21 protein-coding genes are annotated in these 26,430 nt (G+C 68.2%); 11 read left to right on the top strand and 10 right to left on the bottom strand.

All coding sequences use genetic code 11. The annotated features are described in order from the left end of the window. From glyS to DZC73_RS17885, 6 genes are all read right to left on the bottom strand, one after another. Positions 1–2,103: a glycine--tRNA ligase subunit beta gene (gene glyS / locus DZC73_RS17910; RefSeq protein ID WP_124541740.1), complete on the bottom strand. Its 2,103-nt coding sequence runs from the start codon at positions 2,101–2,103 to the stop codon at positions 1–3. Between the two features lie 5 nt (positions 2,104–2,108). Further along, the gene (gene glyQ, locus DZC73_RS17905) at positions 2,109–3,026 is read right to left on the bottom strand and encodes a glycine--tRNA ligase subunit alpha (protein WP_124541739.1); all 918 of its coding nucleotides are present in this window, start codon (positions 3,024–3,026) and stop codon (positions 2,109–2,111) included. A gap of 75 nt (positions 3,027–3,101) precedes the next feature. After that, entirely contained in the window at positions 3,102–4,613 is a 1,512-nt protein-coding gene (locus DZC73_RS17900) for an amidase (protein WP_161974630.1), read from the bottom strand. Between the two features lie 81 nt (positions 4,614–4,694). After that, a complete protein-coding gene (locus DZC73_RS17895) occupies positions 4,695–6,251 on the bottom strand; it encodes an HD domain-containing phosphohydrolase (RefSeq protein ID WP_124541737.1) in 1,557 nt (518 codons plus the stop codon). After that, entirely contained in the window at positions 6,248–7,783 is a 1,536-nt protein-coding gene (gene lnt / locus DZC73_RS17890; RefSeq protein WP_124541736.1) for an apolipoprotein N-acyltransferase, read from the bottom strand. Before lnt ends, DZC73_RS17895 begins: the two co-directional genes overlap by 4 nt. Next, the gene (locus tag DZC73_RS17885) at positions 7,783–8,685 is read right to left on the bottom strand and encodes an HlyC/CorC family transporter (protein ID WP_124541735.1); all 903 of its coding nucleotides are present in this window, start codon (positions 8,683–8,685) and stop codon (positions 7,783–7,785) included. The genes lnt and DZC73_RS17885 overlap by 1 nt, the downstream gene beginning before the upstream one ends. 130 nt (positions 8,686–8,815) lie before the next feature. On the opposite strand from DZC73_RS17885, the gene DZC73_RS17880 reads away from it, so the two are divergent. The 5 genes from DZC73_RS17880 (at position 8,816) to hslU (ending at position 14,713) form a co-directional block, all read left to right on the top strand. After that, entirely contained in the window at positions 8,816–9,865 is a 1,050-nt protein-coding gene (locus tag DZC73_RS17880) for a CobW family GTP-binding protein (protein ID WP_124541734.1), read from the top strand. A 178-nt stretch (positions 9,866–10,043) separates the two neighbouring features. Next, complete coding sequence (gene dksA, locus DZC73_RS17875) at positions 10,044–10,955, top strand: RNA polymerase-binding protein DksA (RefSeq protein WP_124541733.1); 912 nt, start codon at positions 10,044–10,046, stop codon at positions 10,953–10,955. 34 nt (positions 10,956–10,989) lie between these two features. Further along, complete coding sequence (locus tag DZC73_RS17870) at positions 10,990–12,738, top strand: hypothetical protein (protein ID WP_124541732.1); 1,749 nt, start codon at positions 10,990–10,992, stop codon at positions 12,736–12,738. A gap of 102 nt (positions 12,739–12,840) precedes the next feature. Then, positions 12,841–13,380 (top strand): ATP-dependent protease subunit HslV, encoded by a 540-nt coding sequence (gene hslV, locus DZC73_RS17865; protein WP_124541731.1) that lies wholly within the window; start codon positions 12,841–12,843, stop codon positions 13,378–13,380. Between the two features lie 13 nt (positions 13,381–13,393). Next, on the top strand, positions 13,394–14,713 hold the full coding sequence (hslU, locus tag DZC73_RS17860) for an ATP-dependent protease ATPase subunit HslU (protein WP_198414888.1): 1,320 nt from the start codon (positions 13,394–13,396) through the stop codon (positions 14,711–14,713). 1 nt (position 14,714) lies between these two features. Here the strand turns inward: hslU and DZC73_RS17855 are convergent, their stop codons facing one another. Beyond that, positions 14,715–15,482: a type III pantothenate kinase gene (locus DZC73_RS17855; protein ID WP_124541729.1), complete on the bottom strand. Its 768-nt coding sequence runs from the start codon at positions 15,480–15,482 to the stop codon at positions 14,715–14,717. An 18-nt stretch (positions 15,483–15,500) separates the two neighbouring features. Next, on the bottom strand, positions 15,501–16,283 hold the full coding sequence (locus DZC73_RS17850) for a hypothetical protein (protein ID WP_124541728.1): 783 nt from the start codon (positions 16,281–16,283) through the stop codon (positions 15,501–15,503). A 227-nt stretch (positions 16,284–16,510) separates the two neighbouring features. On the opposite strand from DZC73_RS17850, the gene DZC73_RS17845 reads away from it, so the two are divergent. Continuing rightward, on the top strand, positions 16,511–17,356 hold the full coding sequence (locus tag DZC73_RS17845) for a PPK2 family polyphosphate kinase (protein WP_124541727.1): 846 nt from the start codon (positions 16,511–16,513) through the stop codon (positions 17,354–17,356). Positions 17,357–17,371: 15 nt separating this feature from the next. After that, on the top strand, positions 17,372–20,662 hold the full coding sequence (gene icmF / locus DZC73_RS17840) for a fused isobutyryl-CoA mutase/GTPase IcmF (protein ID WP_124541726.1): 3,291 nt from the start codon (positions 17,372–17,374) through the stop codon (positions 20,660–20,662). Here the strand turns inward: icmF and DZC73_RS17835 are convergent, their stop codons facing one another. Further along, positions 20,663–21,604, bottom strand: a complete 942-nt coding sequence (locus tag DZC73_RS17835; RefSeq protein WP_124541725.1) for a LysR family transcriptional regulator — start codon at positions 21,602–21,604, stop codon at positions 20,663–20,665. Between the two features lie 110 nt (positions 21,605–21,714). Here DZC73_RS17835 and DZC73_RS17830 point away from each other — a divergent pair, with 110 nt between their 5' ends. The 3 genes from DZC73_RS17830 to DZC73_RS17820 all read left to right on the top strand — a co-directional run bounded on the left by DZC73_RS17830 (position 21,715) and on the right by DZC73_RS17820 (position 24,152). Beyond that, positions 21,715–22,353, top strand: coding sequence for a glutathione S-transferase family protein (locus DZC73_RS17830; RefSeq protein ID WP_124541724.1), 639 nt, complete (start codon positions 21,715–21,717; stop codon positions 22,351–22,353). Between the two features lie 3 nt (positions 22,354–22,356). Then, a complete protein-coding gene (locus DZC73_RS17825) occupies positions 22,357–23,322 on the top strand; it encodes a pyridoxamine 5'-phosphate oxidase family protein (RefSeq protein WP_124541723.1) in 966 nt (321 codons plus the stop codon). 62 nt (positions 23,323–23,384) lie between these two features. Continuing rightward, complete coding sequence (locus DZC73_RS17820; RefSeq protein WP_124541722.1) at positions 23,385–24,152, top strand: SDR family oxidoreductase; 768 nt, start codon at positions 23,385–23,387, stop codon at positions 24,150–24,152. Here DZC73_RS17820 and DZC73_RS17815 read toward each other — a convergent pair. Beyond that, entirely contained in the window at positions 24,133–25,839 is a 1,707-nt protein-coding gene (locus tag DZC73_RS17815) for an MBL fold metallo-hydrolase (RefSeq protein ID WP_124541721.1), read from the bottom strand. The genes DZC73_RS17820 and DZC73_RS17815 overlap by 20 nt on opposite strands. A 185-nt stretch (positions 25,840–26,024) precedes the next feature. Between DZC73_RS17815 and DZC73_RS17810 the strand changes: the two genes are divergently transcribed. Then, positions 26,025–26,426 (top strand): cupin domain-containing protein, encoded by a 402-nt coding sequence (locus tag DZC73_RS17810; protein ID WP_124541720.1) that lies wholly within the window; start codon positions 26,025–26,027, stop codon positions 26,424–26,426. Positions 26,427–26,430 lie beyond the last annotated feature (4 nt).

The following is a 26,430-nucleotide window of genomic DNA, read 5'->3' as shown; positions in this document are numbered from 1 at the left end:
TCAGCTGGCCAGCCTGGACAGGTCGGCCACCTTGTTCATCGCCGCATGCAGCTGCGCGAGCAGCCCCAGGCGGTTGGCACGCAGGGCCGGGTCTTCGGCGTTGACCATCACCTTGTCGAAGAAGGCATCGACCGGCGCCTTGAGCGCGGCCAGGGCCTGCAGCGAGCCGGTGTAGTCGCCGCGGGCGAAGGCGGCCTCGGCCTTGGGCGCCACGGCCTGCAGCGCCTCATGCAGCGCCTGTTCGGCGGGCTCCTTCAACAAGGCGGCGCTGACGGTGTCCGACACGGGCGCGTCGCTCTTCTTGAGGATGTTGCCCACGCGCTTGTTGGCCGCGGCCAGCGACTCGGATTCGGGCAGGGCCTTGAAGGCACGCACGGCGGCGAGGCGCTTGGGAAACTCCGCCCACAGCGCGGGCCTGGCTTCGACCACGGCCTCGACTTCCTGTGCGCTGTAGCCCGCTTCGCGCAGGTAGCCCACGAGGCGTTCGCGCAGGAAGAAGGCCAGCTCGGCCTGGGCCTGGCCGTGCGTCGCCGGGAAGGCCTTGAAAGCTTGCGACACCAGCTCCGCCAGCGGCAGGTTCAGCTCGCGTTCGATGAGCATGCGGATCAAGCCCAATGCATGGCGGCGCAATGCGAACGGGTCCTTGTCGCCGGTGGGAATCTGGCCGATACCGAACAGGCCCGCCAGCGTCTCCAGCTTGTCGGCCAGCGCCACCGCAATGCCCACGGCGTTGCGCGGCAGCTCATCGCCCGCGAAGCGCGGCTTGTAGTGGTCTTCCAGCGCAAAGGCGATGTCGTCGCTCAGGCCATCATGCTTGGCGTAGTACGCGCCCATGATGCCTTGCAGCTCGGGGAACTCGCCCACCATGTCGGTCAGCAGGTCGGCCTTGGCCAGGCGCGCGGCCTGGTCGGCCTGGGCTGCCAACGCCTCGCCGCCCAGCTGCTGGCCGATGCCGCGGGCAATGGCACGCACCCGCTCCACACGCTCGCCCTGCGAGCCCAGCTTGTTGTGATAGACCACCTTCGCCAGCCCGCCCACGCGCGACTCCAGCGTCTTCTTGCGGTCCTGGTCGAAGAAGAACTTCGCGTCCGACAGGCGCGGGCGCACCACGCGCTCGTTGCCTTCGATCACGCGGCTCGCATCGGCCGGGCGGATGTTGCTCACCACCAGGAACTGGTGGGTCAACTTGCCCTTGGCGTTTAGCAGCGGAAAGTACTTCTGGTTGGCCTTCATCGTGAGGATGAGGCACTCCTGCGGCACGTCGAGGAATTCCTTCTCGAACTGGCACAGCAGCACGTTGGGCCGCTCCACCAGCGCCGTCACTTCGTCGAGCAGGGCTTCGTCGTCGATGGGCTTGAGGCCTTGCTTGGCCGCAGCCGCGTCGAGCTGGCGCACGATGTCGGCGCGGCGGTCGGCGAAGCTCGCGATCACGCTGCCTTCATCGAGCAACTGCGAGGCGTAGTGGTCGGCATCGCGCAGCTCCACCACCGGCTTGGCGGCTTCGAAGCGGTGGCCTTGCGTGCTGCGGCCGGACTTCAGGCCCAGTGTGCTGACGTTCACCACGTCGGCGCCATGCAAGGCGACCAGGCCATGGGCGGGCCGCACGAAGTCGACGCTGGTCCAGCCATCGGCCAGCTGGTACTTCATGACCTTGGGGATGGGCAGCTTGGCGATGGCTTCATCCACCGCCTTCTGCAGGCCTTCGGCCAGGGTCGCACCCTTGACCATGCTGTCGAAGAACAGCGCCTCGGCCTTGCCGTCCATCTGGCGCTTGAGCGAGGAGACGGCGCTCGCATCGGCACCGACCGCGGCCAGCTTCTTCAGCAGCGCGGGGGTGGCCTGGCCGTCGGCAGTGAGGCCAACGCTCACAGGCATGAGCTTCTGCGAAACGGCCTTGTCGGCCGCGGCGGACGCGACGTCCGCCACATGCACGGCCAGCCGGCGCGGTGATGCGAAGGACGTGACCGCAGCCGACGCCCCCGCCAGGCCCTGCGCCTTCAGGCTGTCGGCCAGCGTGGATGCAAATGCCTCGCCCAGCTTCTTCAATGCCTTGGGCGGCAGCTCTTCAACGAACAGCTCGACGAGCAGATTCTTGGACGTCATGGTGCTTACTCCGCCTTCTTCTCGATCTGGGCGACGACTTCGTCGGCCCAGGCCTTGGGCGCCATCGGGAAGCCCAGGCGGGCGCGGCTTTCCAGGTAGCTTTGCGCGACGCTGCGCGCGAGGTTGCGGATGCGGCCGATGTAGGCCGCGCGTTCGGTCACGCTGATGGCGCCGCGCGCATCCAGCAGGTTGAAGGTGTGGCCGGCCTTGAGCAGTTGCTCGTAGGCGGGCAGCGCGAGCTTGCTCTCCATCAGGTGCTTGGATTGCTTCTCGTGCGCGCCGAAGGCCTGCAGCAGGAACTCCACGTCGGAGTGCTCGAAGTTGTAGGTGCTCTGCTCCACCTCGTTCTGGTGGTAGACGTCGCCGTAGCTGAGCGTGTCGGTCCACTTGAGGTTGTAGACGCTGTCCACGCCCTGCAGGTACATGGCCAGCCGCTCCAGGCCATAGGTGATCTCGCCGGTGATGGGCTTGCAGTCGATGCCGCCCACTTGCTGGAAGTAGGTGAACTGCGTCACCTCCATACCGTTCAACCACACCTCCCAGCCCAGGCCCCAGCAGCCGAGCGTGGGGTTCTCCCAGTCGTCCTCGACGAAGCGGATGTCATTGGCCTTGAGGTCGAAGCCCAGGGCCTGCAGCGACCCGAGGTAGAGCTCGAGGATGTTGGCCGGCGCGGGCTTGAGCACCACCTGGTACTGGTAGTAGTGCTGCAGGCGGTTCGGGTTCTGGCCGTAGCGGCCGTCCTTGGGGCGGCGGCTGGGCTGCACGTAGGCGGCCTTCCAGGGCTCCGGGCCGATGGCGCGCAGGAAGGTCGCCGTGTGGCTGGTGCCAGCGCCGACTTCCATGTCGTAGGGTTGCAGCAGGGCGCAGCCTTGCTGGTCCCAATAGTCTTGCAGGCGCAGGATGATTTGCTGGAAGGTCAGCATGGCGGGTCAGGGAGCACGGAAACCCGCAAGTTTACTGGGCCGGGGTGACAAGCCCCGGTGCGCCGGCCGATGCCCTCAGCGGCGCGCGGCCTCGATCACCCGCATCGCCGCCAGCACCTGGTGCTCGGCCCAGGGCCGCCCGGCCACGTGCACGCCCAGCGGCAGGCCCGCACTGCCGGCCTCCACCTTCGCGGCGGCCTTCTCCGCCATGTCGCTGGATGCCGCCCGGTCGCTCTCTTCGCCGGGCTTCACCTGAGTCACCGGCACCACGCCGGCCGGATGGCCCAGCACGTTGTAGAGCGAGGTGTAGATCCCCGGCAGCCCCAGGTCCTTGGTTGCACCATGCGAGAAGGCGGGCGTGGCCACCGGCGGGCCGATCAGCAGGTCCAGCGGGCCGGCATCGCTCGTGTCCATGGCCTGGAGGAAGCGCTGGCGGTAGTCGATCTGGCGTTCAGCGAGCTGCCACATCGCGTCGACCGAGCGGTTGCCGGCGACGGCCAGCAGGGCTGACAGGTGCTTTTGTCCGTGTGCGCCGACGAGGCCGCCCACCATCCGGCGCAGCGGCCCGGGCAGGCCGAGGCTCGCCACGAGCTGGAAGACCCGAGGGTCTTTCCGGCTGCCGCGCAGCAGGCGCTTCATGCCGGCCGCACCGTCGCCGGTGAGTGATCCGAAGAAGATGGCCTGCGCTTCGCGCGGGTCGGGCACGGTGAAGTCCACGATGGTGGCGCCGGCCGCCTTGAGCGCCGCGGCCGCTTCGCGCACGGCGCGCCGCACACCCGGGCTGGGCGCGAAGATGCCATCGCGCTCGTAGACGCCCACGCGCAGGCGGCTCACGTCCACGGTGTCGGACAGGGGCAGCACGAGATGCCCCGGGTTCAGCACCCGCAGCGCGAGTTCCACGTCGGCCACACGCCGCGCCATGGGCCCGAGCTGGCTTTGCACGCCCAGCTGGCCGATGGGCACGGACAGGCGGCCTGTGTCCGGCAGCCGCCCCGCCGTGGGCTTGATGCTCGCGATGCCGCAGAACGCCGCCGGCACGCGCACGCTGCCGCCGATGTCGGTGCCCAGCCCCAGCGCCGAACAGCCTGCCGCCAGCAGCGCGGCCTCGCCACCGCTGGAGCCGCCGGGCGAACGCGCCGCGTCCGACGGATGGTTGCAGCGCCCATGCAGCGGGTTGTCCGTCTCCACGAAGATCAGGACCTGCGCCACATTGGACTTGCCCAGCACCACGGCGCCGGCCTGTTTCAGCTGCGCCACCGCATGCTCGTCGTGCGCGGCGCGGTGGTCGCGGCGCGTGGGCAGGCCGCCGGTGGAAGGCAGCCCTTCAACGTCGATCACGTCCTTGATGGTCGTCGGCACGCCGGCCAGCGGCGGCAGCGTCTCGCCTTTCGCACGCCGGGCATCGATGTGCATCGCCTCGCGGCGTGCCGCATCGAAACGCTCGGCCACCAGCGCATTGAGCTGCGGGTTGCGCTGCTGGATCACGCCGATCTTGGCATCCGTCACCTCCTTGGCCGACAGCTCGCCGCGGGCGATCAGCGCGGCGATGTCGGTGGCGCCCAGGCTCATGAGGTCGTTGGCGATCATGGTGGTCTCCGTCGTGTGCATGGGGAGACAGCGTAGACAGGGGCGCGCGGCGCGGCGTCGGGAAGATTCCCGATGGCCGGATCAATGCAGGGCCGACGTGAAGCCCTGCTCCATCGCATACAGCGTGGCCCCGGCCCGCGTGCTCACCCCCACCTTCGAGTAGATGCGCTGGAGGTGGTGGTCCACCGTCTTCGGCGCGATGCCCAGCTCGCGGGCGATGGCCTTCATCGAATGGCCGCGGGCGAGCGTGCGCAGCACCTCGATCTCGCGCTCGGTGAGCGAGGAGCCGCGAGGCTTGGGCGCAGCCGCATGGCCCGCCGCGTCCAGCACCGCTTCGCAGGCACGCGGGTCCAGTCGTCCGGCGCCCGCCTCGGCCAACAGGTCGCGGGCCGCATCGGCGCGCGTGAACGCCGGCCGATGTGGACGAACCTCGATCAGCGCGTGGTAGTGGTCCGCCGCGGCAAGGATGCGTGCCGCCACGGGCAGCCCCGACGCCGGCGGCCGGCGGAAGTACCCGCTGCCGTCCAGCCGGTCGTGCGTCAGGCTGGCCACCTCGGCCAGCGGCGCGAAGGCCGGCGAACTCGAAAGAATGCGTTCGGTGTAGTAGGCATGCAGCCGCACCTGCTCGCGCTCGGGCGGCGACAGGCCTGCGGGCTTGCACCACACCGCGGCCGAGACGCCCACCTTGCCCAGGTCGTGCAGCAAGGCGGCGCGGCGAAGCAGCGTGGCTTCTTGCGCAGGCAGGCCCAGCGAGCGCGCCGCACCGTGGGCCAGCGTCGCCACGCCGCTGGAATGCGAGAGCGTCCATGGCGTCTTGATGTCGACGAAATCGGCCATGGCTTCGCAGATGGCATCGAAGCGCGCCTCATCCAGTGGTTCGTCGCCGCCGGGCACGTCCACCAGCACGCCCTCGGGCAGCGCATCGATGCCGCAGAGCACCGACGCCGCATGCCCAAGGAACGCATCGGCCATGGCCGGCGAAAAGGCCTTGCCGCGCCGCTGCCTGACCATGGCCACGGCCGCCTCCACACCGCCTGCGTCGTGGTGCACGACGACGTCCTGCGACAGGCTGACCAGCAAGGCCGCCGGCGACACCTGCTCGCCGCGCACACGTCCGGGCTGGCCACGGCCATCCCAGCGCTCATAGAGCTGGCCGATGGCCTGCACCGTGTCGCCGTCGAAGCCGATGCGCGTGGCCAGCCGCTGGCCCACTTCGCAGTGGCCGCTGAAGATGCCGGCCATGGTCTTCTCGGCGGTGAGCAGCGTGCCCACCAGCTTGCCGGCGAGGCGCCAGGCCGGCAGGTTGGCGTAGGTTTCGCGCAGCCGCCGCACCACCAGCGCGCCGACGGCGTGGCGGTCGGCAGTGTCCATGCCGGCGAAGTCGCGCCGCATCGCCATCTCGTCGCCCACCACGGAGGCGATGACCTCGCTCTCCGGATTGCAGCCGATGTAGCGCAACAGTGCCTGGAAATATGCCTGCCGCTGTTGCTGCACGGGCCAGCCCATGATGTCGGCCAGGCGCACCGCCAGAGCGCAGGAGCGCATGCCGAAGTGGGCCGACTGGGCCATCGCGAAATCGGTGGCCACCGACAGCGCGGCCATCGCGCCGCCGAGGGTGGGCAGCGCGGCTCGCGTCATAACCTGCGCCGCAGGACGATGAAGCCCGCCGTGACGGCCGCACCCAGCAGCGCCAGCGGCCACAGGCTCCAGCGCGAGGCCCACCAGGCGAAGGGCGTGGTGCCCTGGCGGCCCTGGACGGGCCCTTCGAGCACGCCGCGGGTGAAGGGCTTGAGCGAATTCGTCACGTGGCCGCGATGGTCGATGATCACGGTGGCGCCGGTGTTGGTGGCGCGCAGCATGGCCCGCTCGAATTCCAGCGAGCGCATGCGCGAGATGTTCAGGTGCTGTTCCACCGCGATGGTCTCGCCGAACCAGCCGATGTTGCTGATGTTGGCCATCATCGTGGGCGCCCCGGCCGGGTCGGCAAAACGCGCGGCCAGCTCCTCGCCGAACAAGTCCTCGTAGCAGATGTTGGGCGCGACCCGCTCGGTCTTCACCACGAACGATGGCGCGTTCAGCGCCCCGCGGTTGAAGTCACCCAGGGGGATGTTCATCATCTGGGTGAACCAGCGAAACCCCTTGGGAATGAACTCGCCGAAGGGCACGAGGTGGTGCTTGGCGTAGGTGTATGGCTCCTTCGCACCAGGCGCGAGGCCGACGGCGGAGTTGGTGTAGCCGGCCTGTTCGTCGCCCAGCGGCACGCCGAACAAGGCATGGGTCGGGCCGGTGGCGTAGCGCTGGCGCAGTTGGTCCCAGAAGCCGTCGGGCAGTTGCTGCGGCAGGAAGGGCACCGCGGTTTCAGGCGCGATGACGAGGTCGCCCTGGGCGGCAGCCATGGTCTCCACATGCCACCGCAACGCCTCGCCCTGGTGCTCGGTGGCGAACTTCTCGTCCTGCGGGATGTCGCCTTGCAGCAGCGTCACCGACAGCGTGCCCGTGGGCTGGGTGAAGGTGAGGGCCGGCTGCACGAGCGCGCACAGCACCAGCGCCGCGGCCGCACCGGCCAGCCCGAGGTAGCGTAGCCGCGTGCGGGTGAAGGCCAGCGCCGTCCAGGCCGCCAGGGCCGCACCCACCGCACCCAGGCCATACACGCCGACGAAAGGCGCCAGCGCCGCCAGCGGCCCGTCGACGTGGGCATAGCCGGAGGCCAGCCAGGGAAAGCCGGTGAAGATCACCCCTCGCGCCAGCTCCGCCAACAGCCACACCGCCCCGAACAGCAGGCTGTTGCAGGCCGGACCGCCCATGCGCCAGCGCGAGAACGCCGCCATCGCCGCGGCCAGGTAGAGGGAGACGAAGCCGGCCAGCGCGAGCACCGCCAGCGCGGCCATCCAGGCCGGCAGGCCGCCGTAGCGGTTCATGCTGATGAAGAGCCAGAAGGTGCCAGTGGCCATCCAGGCCGTGCCGTACAGCCAGCCGACCAGACCTGCACGTCCGGGCGAAGTGACCGACCCGCGCCAGGCCAGCCAGGCCGCACCCAGCAGTTGCAGCCACCAGGCCTCGGTGTAGACGAAGGCGAGCGTCTGCAGCGCCCCGAAGGCCGCCGCGGCGATGACGTCGAAGGGCAGCGTGAGCGGCCGCAGGGGCAGCCGGGGCGGTCGGGGGCCTGCCATCAGGCGCCGTCGCTGCCCAGGGCTTCCTCGGGCGCTCGGATCACCTTGAACCAGCGCACCGCGCCGCCGCGGGTCAGCATCACCGTGAACAGCAGGCCGCCCAGCGTGAGGGCCTCGTCGCGCCGGGGCACGCGGCCCATCTCGTGCGCGACCAGTCCGCCGATGGTGTCGAAGTCGGCCTCGGGCAGCGAGGCGGCAAAGGCCTCGTTCACCGAGGCAATGGGCGCGTCGCCGGCCACGCGGTGGCTGCCGTCGGCCAGTGTGTAGACGCTGCTGGTGTCGCCGCCCTTCTCGTCGAACTCGTCCTCGATCTCGCCGACGATCTCCTCCAGCACGTCCTCGATGGTGATGAGGCCGGCGGTGGAGCCGAACTCGTCGATGACCAGGGCCAGGTGGTTGCGGTTGGAGCGGAAGTCGCGCAGGAGTTCGTTCAGGCCCTTGGATTCGGGCACGAACACCGTGGGGCGCAAAAGCGTGCGCAGGTTCAGGTCAGGCGAGCGCTGCAGCTTGAGCAGGTCCTTCGCCATCAGGATGCCGATGATGTTGTCGCGCTGGCCTTCATAGACCGGGAAGCGCGAGTGGCCGGTGCCGATCACCAGGTGCAGCACGTCTTCGTAGGGCGCCTCGATGTCCAGCAGGTCCATGCGCGGGGCGGCCACCATCACGTCGCCGGCCGTCATGCCGGCCATGCGGATCACGCCTTCGAGCATCATGCGCGACTCGGGGGCGATGAGCTCGCGGTCCTCCGCGTCCGCCAGTGTCTCGATCAGCTCGTCGGTGGAGTCGGGGCCGGGGTGGACGAACTCGACGAGCCGCTGGAAGAGATTGCGCTTGTCGGCGTGGGCAGGCGGCTTTTCGCCATGTCGGGCGCGGCCGCCGTGACCGGAATGGGGATCGGACATCGCACCAGGGCGAGCAGTGAGGGGAGCGCCAGCTTAACCCAACAGGATTTCCCAAGTGTGCTAGCTTGGCGGGTTGTTTCCCGTGCCTGCGCCCATATCTGGGCTGGCACCCCTGATCAGGACACGAACCATGGCCCTCATTCCTGCCACCATCCTCACCGGCTTCCTCGGCTCGGGCAAGACCACGCTGCTGAAGCGGGTGCTCACCGAGGCCCACGGCCAGAAGATTGCCGTCATCGAGAACGAATTCGGCGACGAGAACATCGACAACGAGATCCTGGTGCAGGACACCAAGGAGCAGATCATCCAGCTCAACAACGGCTGCGTGTGCTGCACCATCCGCGAAGACCTGCGCACCACGCTGACCGACCTGGCCGAGAAGCGCCGCAAGGGCGAGCTGGACTTCGACCGCGTGGTGATCGAGACCACCGGCCTGGCCGACCCCGGCCCCGTCGCCCAGACCTTCTTCATGGATGACGAGGTGGCCGAGAGCTACTTGCTGGACAGCATCCTGACGCTGGTGGACGCCAAGCACGGACAGGGCCAGCTCGACGAGCGTCAGGAAGCGCGCCGCCAGGTGGGCTTCGCCGACCAGATCTTCATCAGCAAGGCCGACCTCGTGAACGACGAGGAGGTCGAGGACCTGGCCCACCGCGTCAAGCACATGAACCCGCGCGCGCCGCAGCGCCGGGTGAACTTCGGCGAGGTGGCCATCTCCGAGGTGTTCGACCTGCGCGGCTTCAACCTGAACGCCAAGCTGGAGATCGACCCGGACTTCCTGAACGCCGACGACCACGGCCACCACCATGGGCATGCCCACGATCACGACCATGACCACGATCACGGCGAGCATTGCGACCACCCGCACCACCACGCCCACGACGACGACGTGAAGAGCTTCGTCTTCCGCTCCGACCGGCCGTTCAACCCGGCCAAGCTGGAAGACTTCCTGGGCGCCATCGTGCAGGTTTACGGCCCGAAGCTGCTGCGCTACAAAGGCGTGCTGAACATGAAGGGCACCGACAAGAAGGTGATCTTCCAGGGCGTGCACCAGCTGATGGGCAGCGACCTGGGCCCGAAGTGGGCGCCCGGCGAGAAGAAGACCAGCAAGATGGTGTTCATTGGTATCGATTTGCCCAAGGATGTGTTCCTGCAGGGCCTGGAGCAATGCCTGGCCTGAGCCGGACCCCTCTGTATCGAGACGGATTGCCGGTGTTTCAACTGACAGGGTTTCCCAGCGGAAAAAGGCCCCAGCGGCCTCAAAACAACGTGGCTACAATCCGCGGCGCCCAAATTCGCCCCGGTGCTGAAAACATCGTGGACAGAGCGGGTATAACCGCCGTAGCGAGGAGACTCCTGTGAGCAAGACACCGGCAGCAAAGCAAGCAAGCGCCAAGAAGCCAGCGGCGAAAACGCCGGCGGCCAAGGCGACCAAGCCTGCAGCGAAAACGGCGCCGGCAAAAGCGGCCCCGAAGGCAGCCCCTGCAGCCCCGGCCAAGCCGGCGCCCAAGGCAGCGAAACCGGCGGCACACCACGAACCGGCCAAGGCCGCCAAGCCCGTAGCGGCGGCCAAGCCGGCGCCCATGCCACCGCCTCCCCCCAAACCGGCGCCCGCACACAAACACGCGGAACCCGAACTGGCCAGCGTCACCGCCGCGGCAGCACCGAAAAGATCCTCCAAAGCGGCAGCAGAACCTCCGGCAACAGCCCCTCTCCCTCCCCCGACCTCCCGATTCGCCGACCGGTTCGCTCCGCCCAGGCCCCCAACCCGACAGATGAACAACCTCGCAGTGGACATCCCCAAGCAAGCACACAAGGCCGACCCGAAGCTGGCCAACGCATGGAAGACAAAGGCAGGCCGTGACCTGACCGAGGCCGAACTCCTCGCCATGCCTGACAGCGAATACATGAACGAAAAGCAGCTGGACTTCTTCCGGGCCAAGCTGCAGGTCCTGAAGGACGACCTCCTGTCCAACGCCGGCGAGACCACCGAGCACCTGCGCGAAGACACCTCCATCGTCCCGGACCCGGCCGACCGCGCCACGATCGAGGAAGAACACGCGCTCGAACTTCGCACACGCGATCGGGAGCGCAAGCTGCTCAAGAAGATCTCGCAGTCCCTGGCACGCATCGACGCCGGCGACTACGGTTTCTGTGACGAAACCGGCGAACCGATCGGACTGGGCCGTCTGATCGCCCGCCCCACCGCTACACTGTCACTGGAAGCACAGCAGCGCCGAGAGCTCAAGCAGAAGATGTTCGGCGACTGAGTAGTCGCCCACATCGAAGCCGCAGTACCCTGACATGGCGGACCCCAAAGACACGACGAGTTTCTTCCGCAAAGTCGTGAAGTTCGTGGCCAACCCGGCCACCGAATGGAGCGACCTGGAACCGCCTTCGGCCGAAGCGCGGGAGACCGAGTTCGCCAAGTCGGAACTCAAGGCGATGATCGAGCGCAAGCGGCGCAACGACTTCGTGCGCAAGCGCGAGTTCGACATGCTGCGCAAGGTGCGCCGCGAAGGCCTGTCCAGCGAGCAGCTCGCCGCCCTGGGCGGCTCCTCGAAGATCGACGACTCCGAAGCCCGCATCGACAGCGGCGCCAAGCAGGACGTGGGCGTCAAGGCCAAGATCGACGAGATCGAGCAGCAGATGGTGGGCGACGGCGGCTACCACGGCTCGCAGCGCCGCTCCCCCGAGTTCTACAACGCCCGCACCCAGCCGGTGCCCATGGAGCCGACGCCGGCCGCCCGCCAGAGCGCCCACGCGCCGTTCAATGCGGCGCCCGACGGTGGCCGGGTGGTCGACACCGGCGTGCCCAGCGAGCGCGGCAAGCTGGCGGCTGCGCCGGCCGCAGCAGTGATGAGTCCGGGCATGTCCCCGCTCTCGCCGCTGAACCTGGACACCAATTCCGCCGACTTTGCCAACCCGTTTGCCGTCGAGGTGAGCGAGGTGGCCCACGATCCGGAGCTGGACGAAGCCGTCATCGCCTTCGCCAACGCCGATTTCGAGCTGTGCGAGCAGTCCCTGTCGAGCCTCACCTCGCCGGGCGGCAGCCGCGCGCAGCACGCCGAGACCTGGCTGGTGCTGTTCGACCTGTACCGCGCCATCGGCCAGCACAACAAGTTCGAGGCCCTGGCGGTCGACTACGCCCAGCAGTTCGGCTGGTCGGCGCCGCAGTGGTTCTCCATGCCGCAGCTGGTGGCCGAAGCCGCCCTGGCGGAAGAGAACAAGCCGCGTGCGTCCAATGCGCCGCCAGTGCCCCGGCCCGATGGTCAGGTGGGCTGGATCTGCCCCGAGGTGGTCGACGCAGAAACCGTCGCCAAGCTGCGCTCGCAGACCCTGCAGATGCCCCTGCCCTGGGTGTTCGACTGGGGCAACATGCGCCTCATCGACCCTGAGGCCTGTGCGCGGATGAGCGAGCTGTTCCGCACCTGGATCGGCCAGAAGCTGGACATGCGCTGGCTCAACGGCGAGCGGCTGCTGGCGGTGCTGGTCGACAGCGCGCCCACCGGCGTGCGCGACGCCGACCCCGCCTACTGGCAGCTGCGCCTGGACGCGCTGCGCATGACCAACCGGCCCGATGCCTTCGACGAGGCCGCCATCGACTACTGCGTGACCTACGAGGTCTCGCCGCCGTCGTGGGAGCCCGCCAAATGCCAGGTGCGCATCAGCGGGCCTGAGCACAGCACGCATTCGCCGGGCCTGTCGGTGGTGAGCGAGGTGTCCACGAGCTTCGTGGAATCGCAGCTCATCGAAGAGCCCAACATGGTGCAGGTGGCCAGCGTGGAGCTGTCCGGCCAGCTGGTGGGCGACATCGGCCCGACGCTGAAGAAGCTCAACGACCAGCTCGGTGGCGCGGCCATCGTCAACGTGTCGTGCTCCAAGCTGATCCGCGTGGACTTCATCGCCGCGGGCGACCTGCTGAACTGGGTGCTGGCACGCCGCACCGAGAACCGCACGGTGGGCTTCGTGGAAGCGCAGCGGCTCGTGGCGCTGTTCTTCGGGGCCATGGGCATCACCGAGCACGCCAAGGTCAAGGTCCGCACAGTCTGACCCTCCACGCCCCTCGGGCGTGGTGACATCCCCGTGCGAACAGGGCCTATGCTGTGGGCATCGCGGCCTTGAAATGCCGCTCCTCCACTGCAGATAGCTCCCATGGAAAACTACCACGGCACGACCATCCTGAGCGTGCGTCGCGGCAACATCGTCGCGTTGGGTGGTGACGGACAAGTCACCCTCGGCAACGTCGTCGTCAAGGCCTCCGCCCGCAAGGTGCGCAAGCTGTACCGCGACCAGGTGCTGGCCGGCTTCGCAGGCGCCACCGCCGACGCCTTCACCCTCTTCGAGCGCTTCGAGGCCAAGCTGGAAAAGCACCAGGGCCACCTCGTGCGCGCGGCCATCGAGCTCACCAAGGACTGGCGCACCGACCGCGTGCTGCGCCGGCTGGAAGCCATGCTGGCCGTGGCCGACAAGGACGCCTCGCTCATCATCACCGGCAACGGCGACGTGCTCGAACCCGAGCACGGCATCGTGGCCATCGGTTCGGGCGGCTCGTATGCACAGGCCGCGGCCCGTGCGCTGTACGAGCACACCGCCCTGGCACCGGCGGACATCGTCAAGAAGTCCCTGGAGATCGCTGGCGACCTGTGCATCTATACCAACCAGAACCACACCATCGAGACCCTGGGGTCCTGACATGAAATCGAGCATGACCCCGCAAGAGATCGTCTCCGAACTCGACCGCCACATCGTGGGCCAGCGCGACGCCAAGCGCGCGGTGGCCATTGCCTTGCGCAACCGCTGGCGCCGCCAGCAGGTGGACGACAAGCTGCGCGGCGAGATCACGCCCAAGAACATCCTGATGATCGGCCCCACCGGCGTGGGCAAGACCGAGATCGCGCGGCGCCTGGCCAAGCTGGCCGACGCGCCCTTCATCAAGGTGGAAGCCACCAAGTTCACCGAGGTGGGCTACGTCGGCAAGGACGTGGACTCCATCGTGCGCGACCTGCTGGACATGGCCGTCAAGCAGGAGCGCGAGAGCGCGATGCGGCGCCAGCGCACGCGCGCTGAAGACGCGGCCGAAGACCGCATCCTCGACATCCTCGTGCCGCCCGCGCGCAGCGAGTTCGGCATGACCACGCAGTCGCCGGACAACACCGCGCGGCAGGTGATGCGCAAGCGGCTTCGAGAAGGCGTGCTGGACGACAAGGACGTCGAGATCGAGGTGGCCGACACCAAGCCTGCCCTGGAGATCATGGGCCCGGCCGGCATGGAAGACATGGCCGAGCAGTTGCGCGGCATGTTCGCCAACATGGGCGGCGGCAAGCGCAAGCTGCGCAAGATGAAGATCGCCGAGGCCTTCAAGGTGCTGATCGAAGAGGAAGCCGCCAAGCTGGTGAACGAGGAAGAGATCCGGACTGCGGCACTCGCCAACGCCGAGCAGAACGGCATCGTGTTCATCGACGAGATCGACAAGGTGACCTCGCGCTCCGAAGGCAGCGGCGCCGAGGTCTCGCGCCAGGGCGTGCAGCGCGACCTGCTGCCGCTGGTGGAAGGCACGGCGGTGAACACCAAGTACGGCATCGTGAAGACGGACCACATCCTCTTCATCGCGTCAGGTGCGTTCCACCTGAGCAAGCCGAGCGACCTGATTCCCGAGCTGCAGGGGCGCTTTCCGATCCGCGTCGAGCTGGGCTCGCTGAGCGTGGACGACTTCGAGGCCATCCTCACGCAGACGCATGCGAGCCTGGTGAAGCAATACCAGGCGCTGCTGGCCACCGAAGGGGTCACGCTGGAGCTCAAGCCAGACGGCATCCGCCGCATCGCGCAGATCGCCTGCGACGTGAACGAGCGCACCGAGAACATCGGTGCGCGGAGGCTGTCGACGGTGATGGAGCGGCTGCTGGATGAGGTGAGCTTCGACGCGCCCAACCTGGGTGGGCAGACGGTGGCGCTGGGTGCGGCAGAAGTGGACGCCAAGCTGGGCGAACTGTCCAAGGACGAGGACTTGTCGCGCTACATCCTGTAAGTCAAAGCGCCAGGCGATGCGATTGCAGCGCCAGCAGTCCTTCGAAGATCAGCGTATCCACCGTCTCGAACGGCAGATCGGTGATCGGCGCGAGCTTCACCGCCGCGCCGCCGCTCATCAGCAGCACCGGCTCCTGGCCGGTCTTCTTCAGCAGGCGCCGGTGCATGCGCTCCACCGCGCCGGCAATCGAATGCGCGCCGCCGCTCATCAGCGCATCGCTGGTGTTGGTCGGAAAGTCGCGCACGTCGCCGGTCGGGGCCTTCAGCCCGGCCGTGCCCATCTCCAGCGCCCGCAGCATCAGGCCGAAGCCCGGGATGATGAGGCCCCCCAGGAACTTGCCGGTCTCGTCCAGCGCATCCACCGTCACGGCGGTACCGACCATGACCACCAGCGCAGGCCGCGGTTTGCCGGTGGCCAGCACCCGGTGCCAGGCGCCGATCAGCGCCACCCAGCGGTCGGTGCCCAGCCGGTTGGGGTGGTCATAGCCGTTGGTGACGCCCGCGGCATGCGGCGACGACACCACCCAGCGCGGGGCGATGTCCCAGATCTCCAGTTGTTCCTCGACGCGACGCTTCACGCCTTCGCCGGCGACGATGCTGCCCAGCATGCTGCTGGGTGGGCCCAGCTGTTTCCAGTCCTGCTCGGCCAGGTCGTCGATGGTTTCCAGGAACACCGCACCGTGCGCCAGCAACGCGGCGCCGGGCTGCGGCGACGCGTACTGCGCCCACTTCAGACGGGTGTTGCCGACGTCGATCGCGAGAAAGCTCATCGGCCGCGATTGTGCCTGTCAGCTCGCGGCGAGGGGATTGGTGCGGGCATCTAGAAGGTAGCGGGCGCGGCGCAGCACCTGTTGTGCGGCAAGCGACCGGTACGGCTTGATGATGCGCGACTCGACCTCGTCGATGAGTTCCGCCAGCTCAGTGCGAGTGCGGGCCCGGCGCAGGCGCATCATGGTGAGCGAGCCGGTGAGCGGCGCCTCGGCCTTCACCGCGCGCATCAGGATGCCGCGCGCTTCCTCCAGCGACGAATCGCCGCTGCGGGCGGCTTCGAAGTCATCGAAATCGGAATCGGGAATGCGCTGCTGGCTCAGCACCGAGTCGGTCATGATCGATTCCGGGTGCAGGGTGCGTGCCGCCGGCAAGATGGATTCGGTCTCGTCGTGCAGATGGATCTGCTCGGGCAGGGCCGACGCCTTCTTGTCCGCCGGCTTGGGCGGCTCCAGCGGAATGTCCACGTGCACGCTGTCGTCCTCCGGCGCGGGCTCCGGCCGGGGGATGGGAATGGTCGCCATGTGGTCCGGATTGGGCTGGGCCGGCGGCACGGGCGCTGCCGGCGGCTGGCCGGGCAACGCCGACACGGCCGGCACCGCAATGAGCCCCATGTCCATCAGCTCGCCGAAGCAGCTCTCGGTGGCGCCGGCCTTCACGGCCATGGACCGCACTTCGGCCTCGCTGCGTCGGCCATCGACCAGCAGCAGCACGGTGCGCTGGCGTTGCGTCAAACGGCGCTGGCGGCTCGTGAGCTCGCTCTGGCCTTCGGCGGTCTTGACAGGGATGGGTGGGGTCGCCACGGAAGCCTCCTAGATTCGCAGCCGTCCATGGACGGGTTGGCCACCGCGGCTGCTCCCAACGTGGGGATTTTGACGCGAAAACGCTTCCAGAACACAAGCCGCCACCAGCAGCATGGCGCCGGATTTCGTGCATTCCGTGGCAGACCGCACTGGATGCAGGACAGGCGGGATACACTGCGCCAATTGACGTATACGTCAATTAAACTCCGCCCCATCAAGGAGTCCTCTTGGCACGCACCGCACGATCTCCCGACCTCGGCGCCTACCAGCACCGCACCGCGCTCAAGCGTGGTGCGAAGCGTTTCTCTTTGTCTGATTTCGACCCGGGGGACAAGCCGTTTTCGTCCGGGGACAAGACACGCGACAAGGCCGTGGTGGCCAAGCTGGCCCAGGACCTGGACGGCCTGCAGGACCTCTTCTACGCCGACCGCCGCTTCAAGCTGCTCGTGGTATTGCAAGGTACCGACACCAGCGGCAAGGACGGCACCATCCGCGGCGTGTTCGGCCAGATGAGCGCTTTGGGCGTCCAGACGGTGGGCTGGAAGGCGCCCAACGACGAGGCCCGCGCCCGCGACTACCTCTGGCGCATCCACCAGCGCATTCCCGCCTGCGGCGAGGTGGTCATCTTCAACCGCAGCCACTACGAAGACGTGCTGGTGCCGGTGGTCAAGGGCCAGATCGGCAAGACGGAAACGCTGCAGCGCTACGCCCAGATCAACGACTTCGAGCGCATGCTGACCGAAACCGGCACGGTCATCCTGAAGTTCATGCTGCACATCTCCAAGGACGAGCAGCGCGCTCGCCTGCAGGAGCGCCTGCGCGACCCGAACAAGCACTGGAAGTTCGAAGGCGGCGACCTCGATGCCCGCAAGCAGTGGGACTCCTACCAGCAGGCCTACTCCTACGCCATCGCCGCCACGGGCACGCCCTGGGCGCCGTGGACCATCGTGCCCGCCGACTCCAAGACCCATCGCAACCTGATGATCGCCACCGTGGTCAAGCAGGCCCTCGAAGGACTGAACCTCCGCTACCCGCCGGGCGATCCGTCCCTCGCTCACATCGTCGTCGAATAAGCAGGAGACCCCCGCATGACCGACCTGTCCGCCGAATTCAAGGCGCTCGCTGAATACCGTCCCACGCAGAAGGTGCGCTTCGTCACCGCGGCCTCGCTGTTCGACGGGCACGACGCGGCCATCAACATCATGCGGCGCATCCTGCAGAGCATGGGCGCGGAGGTGATCCACCTCGGGCACAACCGCTCGGTCGACGAGGTGGTGACGGCTGCGCTGCAGGAGGACGTGCAGGGCATCGCGATCAGCTCCTACCAGGGCGGGCACGTCGAGTATTTCAAGTACATGGTGGACTTGCTGAAGGCACGCGGCGGCGAGCACATCCAGGTGTTCGGCGGCGGCGGCGGCGTGATCGTGCCGGCGGAGATCTCCGAGCTGCAGGGCTACGGCGTGGCGCGCATCTACAGCCCAGAAGACGGGCAGCGCATGGGCCTGCAGGGCATGATCGGCGAGATGGTCATGCGCTGCGACCATGACCTCTCGGCGCACTCGCCGAAGGACCTCGCTGCAGTGCGCGGCCAGTCGGAAGCCAACTGGCGCGCGCTGGCGCAGCTCATCACCGCGCTGGAGAACGGCAAGGCCTCCGACGCGCTGAAGGCGACGCTGCATGCCGAGGCGAAGAAGGTGAAAACGCCGGTCGTCGGCATCACCGGCACGGGCGGCGCGGGCAAGTCCTCGCTGACCGACGAGCTGATCCGCCGCATCCGGCTGGACCAGGACGATGCGCTGCGCATCGCCGTCATCAGCATCGATCCGTCGCGGCGCAAGAGCGGGGGCGCGCTGCTGGGCGACCGAATCCGCATGAACGCCATCGCACCGTGGAGCCAGGGCCAGCGCGTGTTCATGCGCAGCCTGGCCACGCGCGACTTCGGCAGCGAGATCAGCCAGGCCCTGCCCGACGTGCTCGCGGCCTGCAAGGTGGCGGGCTTCGACCTCATCGTGGTGGAGACCTCGGGCATCGGCCAGGGCGACGCGGCCATCGTGCCGCTGGTGGACGTGCCCATGTACGTGATGACGCCCGAGTACGGCGCGGCCAGCCAGCTCGAGAAGATCGACATGCTGGACTTCGCCGAGTTCGTGGCCATCAACAAGTTCGACCGCAAGGGCGCGATGGACGCGCTGCGCGACGTGGCCAAGCAGGTGCAGCGCAACAAGGAAGCCTGGAAGAAAAAGCCCGACGAGATGCCGGTGTTCGGCACCATGGCCAGCCGGTTCAACGACGACGGCGTGACGGCCTTGTACCAGTCCCTGCTGCCGCGCCTGCGCGAGCTGGGCCTGCACACGCGCGAGAGCCGGCTGCCGGCCGTGGCCACGCGCCACAGCACGCACCAGGTGCCCATCGTGCCCGGTGCGCGGGTGCGCTACCTGGCCGAGATTGCCGACACCGTGCGCGGCTACAAGCAGCACTCGCGCGAGCAGGCCCGCGTGGCGCGGCAGGCGCAGCAGTTGCGCGAGAGCGCGCGCATGCTCAAGGCCAGCGGCAAGCCCGCCGATGCGCTGGCGTCGCTCGATGAACTTGCCCGCGAACGCGAGTCGCAGCTCGATGCGCATGCGAAGAAGCTGCTCGCCATGTGGCCGCAGATGCAGAAGTCGTACGCGGGCGACGAGTACGTGGTGAAGATCCGCGACAAGGAGATCCGCACGGCGCTCACGCACACCACGCTGTCGGGCAACAAGATCCGCAAGGTCGCGCTGCCGCAGTACGAGGACGACGGTGAGGTACTCAAGTGGCTGCTGCTGGACAACGTGCCCGGCAGCTTCCCCTACACCGCCGGCACCTTCGCCTTCAAGCGCGAGGGCGAGGACCCGACCCGCATGTTCGCCGGCGAAGGCGATGCCTTCCGCACCAACCGCCGCTTCAAGCTGCTCAGCGAAGGCATGCCGGCCAAGCGCCTGTCCACCGCCTTCGACAGCGTCACGCTGTACGGCAACGACCCCGCCATCCGCCCCGACATCTACGGCAAGGTGGGCAACTCCGGCGTGAGCATCGCCACGCTGGACGACATGAAGGTGCTGTACGGCGGCTTCGACCTGTGCAACCCCAGCACCTCGGTGTCGATGACCATCAACGGCCCGGCACCCACCATCCTCGCGATGTTCATGAACACCGCGATCGACCAGCAGGTGGACAAGTTCAAGGCCGACAACGGCCGCGAGCCGACGGATGACGAAACGCAGAAGATCGCCGCGTGGGTGAAGCAGAACGTGCGCGGCACGGTGCAGGCGGACATCCTCAAGGAAGACCAGGGCCAGAACACCTGCATCTTCTCCACCGAGTTCTCGCTGAAGGTGATGGGCGACATCGCCGAGTACTTCGTGCACCACCAGGTGCGCAACTTCTACTCGGTGAGCATCAGCGGCTATCACATCGCCGAAGCGGGTGCGAACCCGATCTCGCAACTGGCCTTCACGCTGAGCAACGGCTTCACCTTCGTGGAGGCCTATCTCGCGCGCGGCATGCACATCGACGACTTCGCGCCCAACCTGAGCTTCTTCTTCAGCAACGGCATGGACCCGGAGTACACCGTGCTGGGCCGCGTGGCACGCCGCATCTGGGCGGTGGCCATGCGCGACAAGTACGGCGCGAACGAACGCTCGCAAAAGCTCAAGTACCACGTGCAGACGAGCGGCCGTTCACTGCATGCGCAGGAGATCCAGTTCAACGACATCCGCACCACGCTGCAGGCGCTGATCGCGATCTACGACAACTGCAACTCGCTGCACACCAACGCCTTCGACGAAGCCATCACCACGCCCACCGAAGACAGCGTGCGCCGCGCGATGGCCATCCAGCTCATCATCAACCGCGAGTGGGGCCTGGCGAAGAACGAGAACCCCAACCAGGGCGCGTTCATCATCGATGAGCTGACCGAACTGGTGGAAGAAGCCGTGCTCAAGGAGTTCGAGAAGATCGCCGAGCGCGGCGGCGTGCTGGGCGCGATGGAGACCGGCTACCAGCGCGGGCAGATCCAGGAAGAGAGCATGCACTACGAGATGCTCAAGCACACCGGCGAGTACCCCATCATCGGCGTGAACACCTTCCGCAACCCGCATGGCGACCCGGTGCCGGAGCACATCGAGCTGGCGCGATCAACCGACGACGAGAAGCAGTCGCAGCTCAAGCGCCTGGCCGACTTCCAGCAGCGCAACGCCGGCCAGGCGAGCGCCATGCTCAAGAAACTTCAGCAGGCGGTGATCGACAACCGCAACGTGTTCGAGGTGCTGGTGGAAGCGGTGCGGGTGTGCTCGCTCGGGCAGATCACGTCGGCGCTGTTCGAGGTGGGCGGGCAGTATCGGCGCAGCATGTAGTCAATCGCCCGGCCATTCGAACGTGCCATTGAGCACCGGCTGCGCCCGCAGCCGGTCCACCGCAAAGTCCACGAAGGCCTTGACCTTCGCCGCCGCCTTGCGTCCATCCACATAGACCACCTGCACCGGGATCGGCAGCGGCTCGTGGTCTTCCATGACGATGCGCAGCCGGCCGGCCTTCACATGGTCGGCGATCTGGTAGGACAAGGCCCGCGTCAGGCCACGTCCGGCCAGCGCGGCGGCGATGCCGATCTCGCCCATGTTGACCGTGAGCTGCATGCGCGGCTGCGCGATCAGCCGTTCGCGTTTGTGCTTGCTGCCCGGTGGGTACAAGGTCCAGGGCGCGACACCGCCGCCGTTCATCACGAAGCCGATGCCCTCGTGCCGCTGCAGGTCCGCCGGCGTGCGCGGCACGCCACGTTCGGCCAGGTATTGCGGCGACGCCACCATCACCCGCCGCACGTGCCCCACGCCCACGGCGGTCAGCCCCGAATCGGGCAGATGGGCGATGCGCACCGCCGCGTCGTAGCCTTCCTCGAACAGGTGCACGATGTGGTCGGCGAAGTGGCTGCGGATGTTCACCTGCGGGTGCGCGGCGAGGAAGTCCAGCACCAGCGGCGCCACATGCATGCGGCCGAACTGCTGGGGCGCGGTGATCGACAGCTGTCCCTGCGGCAGGGTGTGCGCACCGCCGGCCGAGGCTTCCGCGTCCTGAACCTCCGACAGGATGCGCTTGCAATCCGCGTGATACCGCTCGCCCACGTCGGTGAGCGCCACGTTGCGTGTCGTGCGCCGCAGCAGCTGCGCGCCCACGTGCTCCTCCAACGCCACGATGGCGCGGCTCACGGCGGGCGCCGACAGGCCCAGTTGCCGTGCTGCCGGCGCGAAGCCCTTCGCGTCGGCCACGGCAACGAAGATGCGCATGGCGTCGAATCGGTCCATTCCTTGTCATTCCACCTGGCGTAAGAGTGAAGTGTCGGTCATGACGCTTCTGTTGCGCGCCGCCCGCCGCTATGTTTGCGCCTGGCCCTTCAACGCACGACAAGACCGCCATGACAAGACCGACCCAACCGATCCGCCTGTACACCTTCAGCCTGTCCGGCCATGCCCACCGCGCCGAGCTGTTCCTCTCGCTGCTGGGCCTGCCCTTCGAGAAGATCGAGGTCGACCTGGCGCAAGGCGAGCAGCGGACGCCCGAGTACCTCCAGCGCAACCTCTTCGCGCAAGTACCGGTGATCGAGGACGGCGATGTCACCATCCCCGACAGCAACGCCATCCTCACCTACCTCGCGCTGCGCTATGACGACAGCGGCCGCTGGCTGCCGCGCGACCCGGTGCTGGCCGCGCAGATCCAGCGCTGGCTCTCGGTGGCTGCAGGCCAGCTCGTGCTCGGCCCGGCCCGAGCCCGCGCCGCGGTCATCTTCAACGCGCCGGCCGATCCGCGCGGGCCGGAGATCACCAAGGCGCTGTTCTCGCGCATGGAAGCGCACCTGCGGGACCGGCCATTCTTCGTGGGCAACCACCCCACCATCGCCGACATCGCGCTGTACAGCTACACCTCGCACGCCCCCGAAGGCGGCAACTCGCTGGAGCCCTACCCCACGCTGCGCGCCTGGCTCGCGCGCATCGAGGCCCTGCCCGGCTACGTGAGCATGCAGCGCCGGCCCGCCCTGCAAGCGACACCGGCCTGACGCATGGACGCGCCCTTCCATGCCGGAGAAATCGCGGTGCAGATGCGCGTGGGGGTCCACGAACGCATGGCGGAGGTGGGCTCGCGGGTGATGCGCACCGCCATGCCCGAGCAGCACCGCGAGCTGTTCCAGAAGCTGCCCATGATGCTGGTGGGCAGCCTGGATGCGCACGGCCGGCCGTGGGCGTCGATGGTGGTCGGTGCGCCGGGCTTCATCCATGCACCGGACGACCGCCACCTGCGCTTGAACACCACGCCGCTGCCCGGTGATCCGCTGGCCGATCATCTGGCGGTGGACGTGCCGCTGGGCCTGCTGGGCATCGAACCGCACACGCGGCGACGCAACCGCATGAACGGCACGGTCGAGCAGATGGATGCGTCCGGCTTCACGGTGGTGGTGGACCAGAGCTTCGGCAACTGCCCGCAGTACATCCAGGCCCGCCAACCGAGTTGGGTGGATGCCGAAGGCCCCCCGCCGGTGAGGCTCAGCCCTGCCTTGCACCAGGAAGCGCTGGCACTGATCCGCCACAGCGACACCCTCTTCATCGCCACCGCATCGGCCCGGCCCCAAGGGCATGCCGGCGCGCAGGGCGTGGACGTCTCGCACCGCGGCGGACCGCCCGGCTTCGTGCGCATCGATGTCAACCCGGCGACATCGCGCACCACGCTGACGCTGCCCGACTACCGCGGCAACTTCATGTTCAACACGCTGGGCAACATCGCTGCGAATCCGCGCGCGGGCCTGTTCTTCTTCGACCCGTCCACTGGCGATGTGCTGCAGGCCACGGGCAGCGCCGCCATCGTGTGGGACGAGGCGCAAATCGCGGCATTCCCCGGTGCGCAGCGCCTGCTGCAGGTGCACATCGACGAGGCACTGTGGCGCGCAGGCACGCTGCCCCTTCGCTGGACCGCGGCGCAGTACGCGCCCCAGTTCGAAGCCATGGGGATTTCCACCGAACTTGGCGCCTAGGCGACTGTCGCACCACGCTGCCTTCGATAGCCTCCGGCATCTGCCTCGATCCGGAGACTTGAATGAACGAGCTGTTTTCCATCCAGGGCCGCACCGCCCTCATCACCGGTGGATCGCGCGGCATCGGCCGCATGATCGCCGCCGGCTTCGTGGCCGCCGGCGCGCGCGTCTACATCTCGGCGCGCAAGGCCGACGCCTGCAACCAGACCGCCAAGGAGCTGTCGGAGTTCGGCCACTGCGTGTCGCTGCCCGCGGATGTGTCCACCCTGGACGGCGTGAAGTCGCTGGTCGCGGCTTATGAAAAGCACGAGGGCTCGCTGGACATCCTCGTCAACAACGCCGGCGCCGCCTGGGGCGCACCGTATGACGAGTTCCCCGAAAGCGGCTGGGACAAGGTGGTGGACCTCAACCTGAAGACGCCCTTCTTCCTCACGCAGGCGCTGAGCGGCGTGCTGCGCCGCGCGGCCGAATTCCGGCCGGCCAAGGTCATCAACATCGCCTCCATCGACGGCGTGTCGGTGAACCCGATGGAGACCTATTCCTACGCGGCCAGCAAGGCCGGCCTCATCCACCTCACGCGCCGCATGGCGCTGCGGCTGGTGCAGGACAACATCATCGTCAACGCCATCGCCCCGGGCGCCTTCGCGTCGGAGATGAACCGCGCCGCGCGCGACCATGCGGGCGAGGTGTCGGCACACATCCCCGCGGGCCGCATCGGGCAGGACGACGACATGGCGGGCGCGGCGATCTACCTCGCCTCGCGTGCCGGTGACTACGTGGTGGGAACGACTCTGGTGGTGGACGGCGGCGTCACGCACTCGCGCGGCTGACCGCCGCCTCTTGAGGGCCGGTGGCGATGACTCGCCACCGGCCGTTTTCTTCCACCGCGCGGCCTTCGCCGCGCAGCTTGTACAGATGCGCCAGCAGCGAGCGCATGGCGATCGCATGCAGCCTGGGCGTGACGTCGTCGTAGACCTGGGCAAGCAGTTGATCCGCATCGGCCGGGCCGCCGGCCTGCAAGGCTTCCAGCACCTTGGCCTCGCGCTGCAGGCGATGCCGCACGATCCATTCGAAGGCGCGGCGTGGCTGCTCCATCAGGAAGCCGTGGCCCGGCGCGAGCCAGTCGATGCCGTCCATCTGCGCGAGCGAGCGCAGCGAAGCCACGTAGGCCGCCATGTCGCCGTCCGGCGGGTTGATGACCACGGTGCTGCTTTGCATCACATGGTCGCCGGTGAAGAGGGTGTTCTCCTCTTCCAGCAAATAGCACAGGTGGTTGGAGGCATGGCCGGGCGTGTGGATCACGCGCAGCGTCGTGCCGTCGTCGATCACGATGCGCTCGTCGCCTTGCAGCGGCTGGTCGGGCACGAAGGTCTTGTCCTGGCGGTCGGCGAAATCGGCGATGCGGCCGAGCGTGATCGCGCCCGTCGCGGCCTTCAGGGCCACGCAGGCCGGGGAATGGTCCGAATGCGTGTGCGTCACGAGGATGCGGGTGATCGGCCCCGGCGCGGCAGCGACCAATGCCTGCACATGGGCTTCGTCCACCGGGCCGGGATCGATCACCGACCACTCGTTGCGCGGTCCGCCACCCACGAGATAGCTGTTGGTGCCCGGCCCCGTCATCACGCTCGCATTGCCGGCCGTGACCCGGATGATGCGCGGTGACAGTCGCACTGCACGATCCGCCACGATGTCGTACCAGGCGGTGCCCAGCCCCTGCGGATCGAGCCGGCCCAGTTCGGCCCAGGCATGCTCGTCGGGCATCACCGGCCGCTGGCCCTGCGCGCCCTCGCCGATGCGCGGGAAGATGCGCGGCACCTCGCGCGGTGAGCGCGCCCAGGCCATCACCTCGGCCACCGTCTTGAAGTGCGCGAGCGACATCAAGGTGGCGCGCGTCGGGCCCATCAGCTTGAGCGCGTCGCCTTCGGCCAGGGCATCGGGGATGCGCATCCAGCGGTGCGCGGTCATCTCCGTGCCGTCGTGGCGGGCCACCTGCCCGTGCGGTGCGGCGGCAATGAAGAAACGCGTGTCAAAGCGCTTGGCCCGGCCCAGCGGCGTGAGCCAGTGGCTGAGGTAGGCAACCTCGCGCAGGTCCAGCCGCACGCCGGTCTCGCGGTGCAGGTCCAGCAGCGTCTTCTCGCCGCGGTGGATGGGGCCGCGCCAGGGCTCCAGCGAGGCAGCCGTCTCGGCGTCCACGCCGAACAGCAGGCCGCATTCCTCGAAGCATTCGCGCATGGCGGCGATGGCGTAGTCCAGCGCGCCCTCGGCCAGCTTCAACTGGTCCGCCGCCTGCGCGGGCGTGAGCCCGTCCACCAAGCCATGCAGCAGCGCATCCGCCTTGTCCACCAGCCCGCCGGGAAACACCCAGGCACCGCTGTTGTGGTCGCCGCGCTCGGCACGTTGCAGCAGCAGCACCTGCACGCCATCCGCACCGTCGCGAAGCAGCACCAGCGTGGCGGCGGGGCGCGGCGGTCTCGCCGTGAGATCGGCGGCGGCAGGCAAGGGCAGGTCTGGCGTCATGTCTGGAGCTTCGTCTTCCGAGGCGGCCGATGATGCACCGGGCGGCCCGCCCCCGGTGTCGCGCAGGCGAATCCGCCCTGCGGGCGGCGTGCTCGTTTTCACGGTGGACGCACGGCGCACGCTGCCTACGATGCGACGGTCCCCAGGGCCTTCCGTCCAGGGGAACCCACAACAAGGACACCCTCATGAAGACCCTGCACAAAGCCTCCCTCGCCGTCATCGGCCTCGCGCTCGCGGGCACCGCCACCGTGCTGTACGCCCAGGCCAGCGGCCTCAGCCGCACGCTGGTGCTCAAGGCGGACACCTCCATCGAAGGCCGCGAGGCGGTGGTGGCCCGCGTCGAGGTCGCGCCCGGCGCCAAGGCCGGCCGCCACACCCACCCGGGCGACGAGATCAGCTACGTGATGGAAGGTGAAGCCCTGCTGCTCATCGACGGCCAGCCGCCGCGCACGGTGAAGGCCGGCGAGTCCTTCCTCATCCCCGCCGGGGTGGTGCACGACGCGCACAACGTGAGCAACGCGCCGATCAAGCTGGTGGGCGTGTACGTGGTGGAGAAGGGCAAGCCGCTGGCCTCGCCCGCGCCCTGAGCAC

Origin of the sequence: Rhizobacter terrae, assembly GCF_003852895.1 — a bacterium.
Lineage (GTDB): Bacteria > Pseudomonadota > Gammaproteobacteria > Burkholderiales > Burkholderiaceae_C > Albitalea > Albitalea terrae.
Note: the sequence above shows the minus strand (reverse complement) of the source record. Positions and strands in the feature narration are given on the sequence as shown.